Source organism: Chitinophaga sp. 10T418 (genome assembly GCF_056394125.1).
The window spans coordinates 191,253-203,526 of sequence record NZ_JBFTHG010000008.1 but is presented as its reverse complement, the minus strand read 5'-3'; the positions used below and the strand labels follow the sequence as shown (position 1 = coordinate 203,526).

Genomic DNA, 12,274 nt, shown 5'->3' with positions numbered 1-12,274 from the left:
ACGATGGTTATTTGTACCCTTCATTCTGGGTAAGGTTAACATTAGTTCTGATAGCATCAGAAGGAATCGGGTACAGCGTATCGGTAGACTGCCAGTTAGCGCCTTTGAGAGGCCCCAGTACGGCGTCTGATCGTTTGGTACGTTTCAGGTCAAACCAGCGATGGCCCCACTCTGCAAACAATTCCACTTTGCGTTCCTGCTCTACCGCCAGCAGTAATGCAGGCTGTGTCAGGGAGGTAGACAGATCAGGCAATCCCGCACGTTTGCGGATTGCATCCAGGTCATCACGTCCGTCGGACAATTTGCCCTGTTGTATACGGGCTTCAGCACGAATGAGGTATTGTTCTGCAATGCGCATCACCATGGAATACTCCGTTATAGCACCAACTGTTCCCAGTCTTACTTTATACTTATATGGGAAGTAATACGTTGCTCCGGCAGTAGTTTTTCTGAACCCTGTCCAGTTAGCAAGCCGAAGATCATTCGGTTCAAATTTCCGGATCAGCTGTATGGTGTCCAGTCTGAATAAAGCGGAGGCAGTAGGTGTGCCGGGAGTAGACGTGAAACCTTCCCAGGTATTGCGGCCACCAGTCACATTTACCGGCTGTAATTGCCAGATTGCTTCCTGGCTGTTGGCGAGGAATACAGTATTCAAATCTTTCAACAGGGAATAGCGACTGTCGCTGATCACCAATGTGGCGGTAGCTTCTGCCAGCGCCCATTGCTGATTATACAGATAAGTTCTGGCCAGCAAAGCATTGGCTGCCGCTTTATTGGGACGCAACCGCAAACCAGTGGGGTAATCATCTCCCATGAGTTCCACGGCCTGTTTCAGGTTGGCGATGATCATATTGTATATTTCTGCGCGCGGTGCACGCGGCTTTACGCCATTGACTTTATAATCTGTACTGGTAATCATAGGCACATCTCCATACATATTTACCAGGTAAAAATACAGGAAGGAACGGGTGAAGTAAGCCTCTCCCAATAATTGATTTTTCACAGAGGCAGTTAAACCGGTGGCAGTGGAAAGCCCTTCTATACAGGCATTCGTCTGATAAATGTAAGCATATACTGCTGCAAACATCCGTTGTGGAAAAGTGCTGCTGGGCAACAACCTGTTTTCGCGGAATACATCATAGTCTGCATACCCGGTATAGTAGTACATTTCATCTGCCTGCATCGCCGACAGATAACTCACCAGTACATTGGCAAACTGGTAATTGAGGGCATTCATGTCGCTGTACAAACCAGTGACTGCTGCCGTTGCCGTTTTATCATCTGTAAAAACAAGACCTGATACCAGCTCATTCTTTGGTAAAGGCGTTTCTACGTATTTGTTGCAGGCACTGGCACTCAGCATCATCAGGCCAGCTAAAAATATATGAATACGTTTCATGTTAAATCTTTTATTATCTGCTGAACAGGAAATTTCATTATAAACCAAACTGTAATCCTATCACATAGGATTTTACCGGAGGCATTTTCATGCCCTGCGTTTCTGGATCCAAACCATTATAGTTAGTGAAGGTGAGCAGGTTTTGCGCCAAAGCATATACACTCACATTATTCATCTTCCATTTCTTTGTATACTTCGATAAATCATATCGAAGGGAAATATTTTTAAGGCGGATGTAAGATGCGTCCCCCCAATTGGCGGAGGAGAGCGCATAATTTCTGAAATCTGCGGTCCCGCCACTGGCACTGGCGCCCGGCACGTTAGTCACATCACCTTTATTCTTCCAGCGATCCAGTGCGCTGATATCCTGGTTCGCAAACGTACCTATACCTGCTTTGCCATAGCCATAGTTAATACCTGGCCCTTCCTGTTTTACAAACTGCAAGAAAAAATCAAAGCTGATACCTTTCCAGGTAAACGAGTTCTGTAAACCACCGTAAAACCTTGGATCCGTATTACCCAGAGTAACATAGTCATCATTTTCGGCAGGTGTACTGGCGCCGCTGTTGCTGAAGAACAGAGGTTTGCCGGTTTGTGGATCTATACCCACGAATTTATATCCTCTTACAACAGTCAACGGCTCTCCTATCACATAGGTGTTTTTATAAGCAGAAGCTTCAAAATCGGGGTATTCCTTCAGTTTATTTTTAGGGATTGATATATTGAACGATGTTTTCCAGGTAAAGTCCTGCTTTGAAATATTGGTGCTGCTTACTTCAAACTCCCAGCCCTGGTTTACCACGCTGGCGGGCAGGTTAGCCGTAATGGAAGAAAAGCCTACCTGGGGTGACAGTTGCAAATCCACCAGTTGGTTATCGGAAATATTGTAGTAGTAGTTGGTATTAAAAAAGATACGATCCTTCAGGAAGCCCAACTCCAGGCCGATCTCTCTTTTATGACTTTCTTCCCAACGGAATAATCCATTCGCCAAACGGGAAGGTACCAGGCCGGGTACGCCGTTATAAGGGTAAGAGGTAGATGACCAGCTATCCAGGTATTGATAATCCCCTACCTTGTCGTTGCCGGAGTTACCAATACTTCCCCTGATTTTACCAAAGCTCAGGAAGCTGTTGTCTTTCAGGAAATCTTCCTTGCTGAATATCCAGGCGGCGCCAATGGCGCCGAAATTGCCAAACCGCTTGTCTGGTGCAAAACGCGTAGAACCATCGCGACGGAAGGAAGCATTTACAATATATTTTCCGTCCCAGTTGTAATTAAGCCGGCCGAAAAATGATGCATAGCGATAAAAAGAATACACAGAGGGACGTGGGGTTATCTGGCTCGCGGCATTCTGATCTTCCAGCAACGCGTCGCTGGAAAAGCCACTTGCTGTTACCGACTGTCCCTGCGTGAGACTTTGCTGCCAGCTACCACCCAGTAATACCTGCAGGTCGCCCTTTGCAATTTTCTTTGTATAGTCAGCCTGTGGCTCTATGATATAAGATCCAAAGCTGGAAGAGCCAAAAAGTGATTGACTTCCGGTAGTTGTTATCGGGTTAAAGCTGGCATCAGGCATGGTCTGCGTCTGCTTCATGTCTGTACGGGTATATCCCAGGTTGGCTTTAATGTTCAGACCAGGCAGCAGGGTATACCTGATGACACTATTTGTTGCCAGGTTATTCGTACGGATCTCTGATTTTCGCAACAAAAAAGCGGCGGGATTTTGCAGCATATCAAACCAATACAGCTTACCGGTAGAGTCATACAACGGCATATTAGGCGCCAGGTTATAAAACATAGTCAGATCGGTAGGCAACGTATTATCACGACTGCTGGTATAATTTACAGAAGCACTGATATTAAACTTACCGTTTGTGCTGCTATGGTTCAGATTTATATGACCGGCTCCGCGCTGAAAGCCCAAACGATCTGCCATCACACTTGATTCTTTATGGTAAGTACCACTCAAGAAAAACTGTGTTTGTTCGCTGCCACCGGAGATAGATCCCTGTGCTTCTGTAGTATGTGCGGTATTACCCATATAGAACTTTTGCCAGTCAGTTGTTTTTTGCTGATCCCAGCGTGTCAGATCAGGTGCATTCTCTTCATCATATGGTTTATTGTCATTTTTATACGCTTCTTTACGCATAGTAATGTACTCCGGCGTACTCAGCATCTTCATGGTATTTACCACCTTCTGCGCGCCCGTATATACGTTGAAGTTAGTTTGTGTTTTTCCACTCTTCCCTTTTTTGGTTTTGATCAGTATCACACCGTTAGCCCCCCTGGAGCCGTAGATAGAAGTAGCATCTGCATCTTTCAGAATAGAGATACTTTCAATATCAGCGGGATTAATAGCAGCCAGCGGACTTTGCTCGCCATTGGCAGCAGTAAACTGATTGAGCGGTTCTGAATAAAAGGGTACATCATCAATTACATATAATGGATCATTGGGACTGAGGATAGAACTCTGGCCTCTTATGGTCACCTTAAAATTGGAACCGGATAAACCACTGGAGGAGTTAATAATTACACCAGACGCCCGTCCCTGCATTGCACCTAATGCATCCAGCACCGGCTGCGAGGCAATATCAGCCGATTTAATAGTGGCTACTGATCCAGTGTTATTACGTTTACTGGTAGTACCATAACCCACGATCACCATTTCATCCAGACTGCTGGGTTGTGGTTTCAGGTATAATTGCAGTGGACCGAAGTTCCCAACGTGGAAGGTCTGGGACTCAAAACCAACATAAGATACCACCAATTCATCACCCGGACCTGCTGCAAGAGAGAAGTGTCCTTTGTCATCGGTAATGGTACCAATATTAGTTCCCTTCACCTTCACGGTTACTCCGATCAGCAGGTTACCTGCAGCATCTTTCACTACACCGGTCAACGGCTGTTGTGCAACTCCCGGAACAAGATTAGTATAGTTTGATCCCGCCGGTAATGCTTTCTTCTTAATAAAAATTGTTTTGTCCTTAATCGTATAATCCAGTGATTGTCCCTTGAAGATTTCCGCGAGGAAGTCTGCCAGCGGCTTGTTCTCCGCCTTAATGGTCAATGGTTTCACTGTACGTAACAGATCCCTGTCGTAAAAGAACAGGTAGCCGGTTTGTTGTTTTATCGAAGAAAAAACCTCCTCTATAGGAGCATTTTTCACCGATACAGATACTGTTTGCGCAAAAGCACCCGCAGATACTTTTAAGGTCGCCACAATCATGAGAAAGATCGTTAATCTCATAGTAAGTGCAATTTTGGTTGCGGAAAGTCCAGGCATAGAAAGGACTTTACCATGATAAGTCAATTGCATAAATTTGCATTTGTTAGGATGGATAATCAGTATTCAAGTATGTACAAGCTTAGTGCGGTCATCATCCGGACATTTCCCCGGAGGTGGGTCCAATCACCTCCGGTTTTTTTTATTGTCCGGACAACCGCCTTATAATCTCTAAAGTTGGTCGTGCATAATATTCAGTTGACGATAGCTAAAAATTAAACTGGCTGTTACCTATGGTTCCACGATGATACTGCGGCCCTGCAGGCGGAAATGGATACCGATATTTTCCAATCCGTCCAATACATCAGACAGTGGCAGGTTACGTTGAATTTCTCCCTGAAATCTACGGGCGGGAATAGTACCTGCATAAACAATTGTTACATCATACCATCTGGCCAGTTGACGCATCACGGTGGGTATATCTGCGTCACGGAAATAAAACTCATCCTTTTTCCAGGCCAGGATGGCGGCAGTATCTGACTTTGCTATTATATTGATATCGCCAGGGTCATTTACCAATGCCTGCTGGCCGGGTAATAATACCCTTGATCTATTACGGGAGTTTACTTTTACGGCACCTTGTATAAGGGTCGTTTTAATGCCCGGTTCATCTGTATAGGCATTGATATTAAAGCTGGTTCCTAGTACTTCTATATTGGTAAGCGGGCCTACTTTTACATTAAACGGCATTTTTTCCTTTGCCGCCACTTCAAAATAAACTTCTCCTTTTATCTCCACTTCTCTTTTCCCTTGCTGAAAAGCAGTAGGATAGGTGATGGAAGAAGCAGCATTCAACCAAACCCTGGTGCCATCCGGCAGCGTAAGCCGAAATTGACCGCCTCTGGGTGTGGTGAGGGTATTGATGGTAGTTTGAGCGGAATAGTCCTGCGTATTATACTGCAACTGACCATTGTTCAAATGAATAAGCGCCCCCTGTTGTTGAATCACCTGGTTGCCGTTACTATCCAATGGAATCACTGAACCATCTGCCAGTGTTAACATGGCTTTACTGGATCCCGGCAATATCCGGGCAGCCGGTACTGATACGGCGGCTACCCGTGGTGCCGGAGCGGAAGGACGGAATAAATAAATGCCTGCACCCAATAGCAGCAACACCGCTGCGGCAGCACTCCACCAGCGGTACATGTTGCGTACCCGCCCCTTGTCTACTACCGGAAAATGTTGTGCACTAAAGGCGGCCCAACCGACGGCAGTATCAAATTTCTCATACTGCGCCAGCTTATCACGAAGGATCACCGGATCCGTTAGCTGTTCAAAAAAAAGACGATTTTCTGCTGACGCGGCTACCCATACCTGCAGTTCTTCCTGCTCTGTAGTGGTTAATATGCCCTGCTGATACCGGTATATCAGGTAAGCCATTCGTTGTAATACCGGGTTGGTTTCACTGTTTTGTTCTGCTGCCACTTCGTCCTTTTAATATAGAAACAATGAAATTTTCATTTCGATTAAAGAAATCAGAAAAAAAATTTCTCCCTTAAAACAAATGATTAATAATTATAATAATGTTTGATCAGGGTGATATAAACCCCTAACAATGGTAATATGTTCTTTTTTATCAGGCTGCTTCTGATGAGTTTAAGCGCCCGTAGCTTCTGTGCCCTGACAGTATTGTAGGAGATCTGTAAGKTTGTGGCAATATCCTCGTTCTTGCGTCCTTCGAGGTAGCTCATTTTGAAAATCCGCCTGCATTGGGTCGGAAGGTGTTCTATTTCCTCGTATAACTGCTGTATAATTTCTGTTTCCGTGAGTACGGCATCAAAACCACTCATCTCATCTGTTACCTGCTCTTCCTGTAAATAAGAAAATTCCTTTTCTTTTATAGATAACCGCTCCCGGCTCTTCAGAAAATTGAGACAAGCATTTTTGGTGGCAATAAAAAGAAAGGCTTTTATATTGGTGGCAGATTTAAAATCGCCCCGTTTATCCCAGAGCTTTGAAAAGGTTTCCTGCACGAGGTCCTCTGCCTCCTGTTCACTATCAACAATAGTAAAGGCAAAATAACATAGCGCTCTGTAATGCTGGTTAAATATATATTGGAAAGCAGATTGGTCTCCACCAGCGAACTTTTGCAGTAAAATATGCTCCTTGTTTGAATACTCGGCTATCATCCCTGGAACCTCCTCTCCTGACAATATAAGTGATTATTTATCGCTCTCAAAATACCGATAAAAGCTGATTTATTTATAGTTATTGGGAAAATAGATGGGACGATTCAGCTGATAACCGTTGATAACGTTTACTCCTCAATGGAGTCAACATCGTTTTAATAAACAGTCGCGCAACAACCAAGAATTTTTTTAGTGAATCATMATAGTACAGGATATTATCTCGCTAAAATATAAAATAAATCACTTCTCCGAAATACGGTACACACAACGGCGTTGGCCGCCGGGTATATGCTCTATCCGTTCTATCGCAGCATTTTTTCCGAGCACTGCTCCAAACACATCCTGTTCCATCTGGCAAAAATAACTGCAACATTTGGCCGCCGCCTGGATAGGACAATGATTCTCTATCAACAGGAAACTATCTCCTTCTTTTTTGAACTCCGCCATGTAACCTTCCCGCTTGCGGAGATCCGCCAGTTGAAGCACCTTACTTTCCAGGTCTTTACAATCTTTCAGTTCTTCCTGGTATTTCTCCTGTGTACTTTGTGCGGTAGCATCCAGTACTTTGCCCATGTTTTCGGGCGATAATGTTTTACTCATATTACAGAGCAGCTTCAGCGCCAGGTCCTGGTGGCGGTCCGGAAAACGGGCATTCCCTGCGTCAGTTAAAGACCAGATCTGTTTTGGTCTTCCTCTTCCCTTCGATTCTGTAGTAGCTTCTACCAATCCTTCATTTGCCAGTTTGAGTAGTTGAAAACGCGCTCCCTCCATGGTTACCTTCAACTCTTCGGCTAGTGCGCACAAAGGTTGTGGTCCCCTGGTTTTGAGTATCCATATCGCCCGCTCATTGTCAGCAAAATTATTATTCATAATAAACAAAGTGTTTATTTGGTTTATTCAGCAAAGATACTATCTTTGTCCCATAACTAAAACGAATAGTTGCGATCCCGCAATACCGGCACTGCCGCGCGTATACCGTGTGCAGCACAGGTGTATGCGGCGATTCAAAACTACTGCTCCGTCATATCAACCGGCAGGGCCCTCCGGCTGATATTATTAAACATATACGAATCAACAGCTAAGGCTATGGCAGCCTCGTTGCTTTCAGCAGCAGGCCCCCGCATGTACTTACTTTAAACATAAACATCCATTACAATGAAAATAGCAATAATAATTGGCAGTATCCGTCAGGGAAGACAATCTCAGAAGATCGCCCATTACCTGCAACATAAATTACAGGCAAATGGAAGCACTATTGATCTGATAGACCTTGCAGAAACGCCCCTGCCCATGCTGGAAGAGCGTGTGGGCAAGCATCCGCAACTGCCGGCAGCAGTACAGGATTTAAGTAACCGCCTCCATACAGCAGATGCGGTGATCCTGGTTACACCAGAATATCATGGTAGCTTTTCCGGTGTATTAAAAAATGCACTCGACTATTTTTACGGCGAATTTTCGAAGAAAGTAATCGGAATTGTGACTGTCAGCGCCGGCAAATTCGGAGGCATTAATGCCGCTACGCAGCTACAACAAGTGATCCTCAGCTTAGGCGCCTTCCCACTTCCCACCAAATTACTGGTGCCGGAAGTATATGGCGCATTCAATGACGCACAGGAATTAACCAATGAATTTACACTCAGATCGGCACAAAAATTCATGGATGAATTTCAATGGTTTGCAAGCGCCATCTGCGAAAAGAAACAACAGGCTACACTTAGTATATAAACACATCCCGGATACAGCGGAGAATACGGGCATTCTTCGCTGTATCCGGTTTTTAACTATTAGTTTTTAAGCCATAGCTTTTAGTTAAACCATGATATTCTCCGCTGCATTGCCTAACAGCTAATGGCTAACAGCTAAAAGCTAAAAAAACATGCTATCTTGCCCCCTATTATACAATATTTACAGGAAGTATTCGTCTTCAAAATGGAAATCCTGTTTTTAGCTGCAAAACATATCTGGTAAGATGAAACAAGAAGCTGGTACTAAAAAGAAAGAAGCCGGCATATTCAGTCTGCTGCAACCATATATGGGAATGGTTGTTTTGCTGATACTGTTTACGCTGTTGAGCAATGGCCTCAACTTATGGCTACCCAAAATTATCGGAAACGGCATCGATGCATATGAGCATGGTACCTTTCAGCTCAATCCGTTACTGATAAAATTCCTGGTGGCTATCGTCATCATCCTGGTGTTTACTTATCTTCAGAATATCATACAAACATATGTGTCTGAAAAAGTAGCCCGGAACCTCCGCACCCAAATTTCAGATAAAATATCCGGCCAGAGTTATGCCTGGATAGAACAGGCCAACCCTTCCCGGTTGCTGACCAACCTGATTGCAGATGTGGATTCCATCAAATTATTTGTATCCCAGGCGATCGTTTCCCTGGTATCTTCCCTGTTCATTATTATTGGTGCCAGTATATTACTGCTCACCATCAACTGGAAACTTGCCCTGGCCGTAATTGCCACCCTCCCCGTTATCGGTATTACCTTCTTCCTGGTATTGCGTAAAGTAAGGGCTTTGTTTATCAAAAGCAGGGAAGTAATGGACTGGCTCAATAAGGTTATCAACGAAAGTATCCTCGGCGCAGCACTCATCAGGGTTATTAATTCCCAGCAACTGGAATATGAAAAATTCCTCGATGCCAATGGTAAAGCCATGAACTTTGGCCTTTCTATCATACGGATGTTTGCAGGCCTGATCCCGGTGATCACTTTCTCTGCCGGCATAGCCGGACTCTTAATCCTCGCACTCGGCGGACATTTCGTTATCACTGATACCATGAGTCTCGGCGACTTCGCTGCGTTCAACAGCTACCTCGCCCTACTGATCTTTCCTATACTGGTGATCGGCTTTATGAGCAATATTATCGCCCAGGCCACTGCTTCCTACCAAAGGATCAGCGCCGTCATCAATATGCCGGATATTATGCCCGGTGGTACCATTAATACTCCTGTTAAGGGAGACATTGAGTTCAGGGATATCACTGTGAACTACGGTCAGAAACCAGTGCTTAAAAACATCTCCTTCTCCGTAAAAGCCGGATCAAAAGTAGCGGTGATAGGTCCTACTGCTGCAGGTAAAACCCAGTTGCTGTATTTGCTTACCGGCCTCATAAAACCATCTTCCGGCACCGTGCTGATAGATGGCCGTCCGGTATCTGATTATAATTCCGAATCCTTTCACAGCCAGATTGGCTTTGTATTCCAGGACAGCATCATTTTCAATATGAGCATCCGGGAAAACATTGCCTTCAATGACAGTGTCACTGATGCATCCCTGGAAAAAGCATTATACACATCTGAACTCAAAGAGTTCACAGAAGCGTTGCCTGAAAAACTGAACACCATCGTGTCAGAAAGAGGCTCCAGTCTTTCCGGCGGACAAAAACAACGCATCATGCTGGCACGCGCACTGGCCATCAACCCAAAGATCCTGCTGCTGGATGATTTCACCGCCCGTGTAGATACCAATACGGAAAAGAAAATACTGGCCAACGTTCAGACAGAATATCCTGGCATGACGCTCCTGTCGGTGACACAGAAAATTTCTTCTGTAACACATTACGACCAGATCATCCTGCTCATGCAGGGCGAAATTATTGCCAGTGGTACACACGATGAACTGATCAATTCCAGTCCTGAGTACATCCAGATCTTTAATTCCCAACAAAGTACCAGCAACTATGAATTACAATCTTAATAAATATACCGGGAAGGAGCATAAAACATCCAACTACGCTGCATTCAAAAATCTGCTGCAGCTGATTTCCCATGAGAAAAAAAATCTGATCATCGCGTTGTCAGCTATCCTGCTGAACTCTACGCTCAACCTGCTGGGACCTTTTTTAATTGGTTACACGATCGATCATTATGTGCAGCATAAACAATATCACGGCGTACTGGTGTTCTCCGGTATATTACTGTGTATGTACCTGGTAGCCTTATTTACCAGCTTCTTTCAAACAAAACTGATGGGAGGTGTAGGACAACGTACCCTGTTCACACTCCGTAATTCCATCTTCAGTAAAATACAACAACTACCGGTTGCCTTTTTTAATCAGAATAAAGCAGGAGACCTTATTTCCCGTGTCAACAACGACACCGATAAACTCAACCAGTTTTTTTCACAATCACTGATGCAGTTTGTGGGTAACATTGTCACGATGATTGKCTCCGGTATCTTTTTGCTGGTGATCAATTACAAAATAGGCATCGCTGCGCTCGCACCCGCTTTGCTCATCCTCATCTTCACGAGGATATTATCACCCTGGATCAAAAGAAAAAATGCTGCCAACCTGAAAACAGTGGGTGGTATGAGTGCAGAAATTCAGGAAAGCCTCAGTAACTTTAAAGTAATCGTTGCCTTTAACCGCCGCGACTATTTCAGAAAACGCTTCAACGAAGCCAACGATAAGAATTACGAAACTGCTATTGGCGCTGGTTTAGCTAATAACGTATTTCTCCCATTCTATGCCATGTGTGCCAGTATCGCACAACTGCTGGTACTAACTGGTGGTATTTACCTGATTACACAAGGAGAATTCAGTATAGGCTTATTGGTGAGTTACCTCGCATATGCTAACTACTTTTATAATCCATTAAGACAACTCGCCACACTCTGGGCCAACTTCCAGGTGGCGATGGCAGGATGGGACCGGATTTCTGAAATACTGGCGCTGGAAACAGACCTGGTCACCGTACCTGCAGTAACTACCAATACATCCAACGCACCATTACTGGAGTTCAGAAATGTACATTTCGGTTACCCGGAAGGCAGAGAAATATTACACAATATCAGTCTCTCCCTGGAACAAGGTAAAACCTATGCTTTAGTAGGACCAACCGGTGGCGGTAAAACGACCACCGCTTCTCTCATTGCACGTTTATACGATCCTACGCAAGGCACTGTACTGTTGAATGGAAAAGATATCCGCGGCTATGATGCAGATGAGCGCTCTCAGAAAATTGGTTTCATTTTACAGGAACCATTCCTGTTTACCGGTACGGTAAAAGAAAATATATTATACGGCAATCCACTGTATAAAGATTATACCAATGACCAGCTGACAGAAGTGATCAAAGAAGCCAACCTGGAAAAACTGCTGGCTATCTTCGAAGAAGGCCTGGAATCAAAAGTAGTATCCGGTGGCGATGGAGTGAGCCTGGGACAGAAACAGCTGATTGCCTTTATGCGGGCCGTTCTCCGCAAACCAGACCTGTTAATACTCGATGAGGCCACTGCAAATATTGATACCGTTACGGAACAATTGCTGGGTGAAATACTGGAGAAATTACCGACATCTACTACGCGTGTAATTATTGCACACCGACTGAATACCATTGAAAATGCAGATGAAATATTTTTCGTTAATTCAGGAGAAGTAACCCGCGCTGGATCTCTTCAAAATGCGATGGAGAAATTATTGCATGGGGTAAGAGTAAGTTAGTGAT

The 12,274-nt window shown here is 44.6% G+C and carries 8 protein-coding genes; 3 read left to right on the top strand and 5 right to left on the bottom strand.

Annotation, left to right across the window (positions count from 1 at the left end):
• Positions 1-7: 7 nt before the first annotated feature.
• The 5 genes from AC1DCV_RS23440 to AC1DCV_RS23420 form a co-directional block, all read right to left on the bottom strand.
• Entirely contained in the window at positions 8-1,399 is a 1,392-nt protein-coding gene (locus tag AC1DCV_RS23440; protein WP_477025420.1) for a RagB/SusD family nutrient uptake outer membrane protein, read from the bottom strand.
• Positions 1,400-1,436: 37 nt separating this feature from the next.
• Positions 1,437-4,646 (bottom strand): SusC/RagA family TonB-linked outer membrane protein, encoded by a 3,210-nt coding sequence (locus AC1DCV_RS23435; protein WP_477025419.1) that lies wholly within the window; start codon positions 4,644-4,646, stop codon positions 1,437-1,439.
• Between the two features lie 267 nt (positions 4,647-4,913).
• Positions 4,914-6,107 carry a FecR family protein gene (locus AC1DCV_RS23430; protein WP_477025418.1) on the bottom strand — a complete coding sequence of 398 codons (1,194 nt, stop codon included), beginning with the start codon at positions 6,105-6,107 and terminating at the stop codon, positions 4,914-4,916.
• 83 nt (positions 6,108-6,190) lie between these two features.
• Positions 6,191-6,835 carry an RNA polymerase sigma factor gene (locus AC1DCV_RS23425; protein ID WP_477025417.1) on the bottom strand — a complete coding sequence of 215 codons (645 nt, stop codon included), beginning with the start codon at positions 6,833-6,835 and terminating at the stop codon, positions 6,191-6,193.
• Positions 6,836-7,051: 216 nt separating this feature from the next.
• Positions 7,052-7,681 (bottom strand): helix-turn-helix transcriptional regulator, encoded by a 630-nt coding sequence (locus AC1DCV_RS23420; RefSeq protein ID WP_477025416.1) that lies wholly within the window; start codon positions 7,679-7,681, stop codon positions 7,052-7,054.
• Positions 7,682-7,966: 285 nt separating this feature from the next.
• Here AC1DCV_RS23420 and AC1DCV_RS23415 point away from each other — a divergent pair, with 285 nt between their 5' ends.
• The 3 genes from AC1DCV_RS23415 to AC1DCV_RS23405 all read left to right on the top strand — a co-directional run bounded on the left by AC1DCV_RS23415 (position 7,967) and on the right by AC1DCV_RS23405 (position 12,270).
• A complete protein-coding gene (locus AC1DCV_RS23415; RefSeq protein ID WP_477025415.1) occupies positions 7,967-8,536 on the top strand; it encodes an NADPH-dependent FMN reductase in 570 nt (189 codons plus the stop codon).
• Between the two features lie 244 nt (positions 8,537-8,780).
• Entirely contained in the window at positions 8,781-10,523 is a 1,743-nt protein-coding gene (locus AC1DCV_RS23410; protein ID WP_477025414.1) for an ABC transporter ATP-binding protein, read from the top strand.
• A complete protein-coding gene (locus AC1DCV_RS23405) occupies positions 10,507-12,270 on the top strand; it encodes an ABC transporter ATP-binding protein (RefSeq protein ID WP_477025413.1) in 1,764 nt (587 codons plus the stop codon). The genes AC1DCV_RS23410 and AC1DCV_RS23405 overlap by 17 nt, the downstream gene beginning before the upstream one ends.
• Positions 12,271-12,274: the final 4 nt, after the last annotated feature.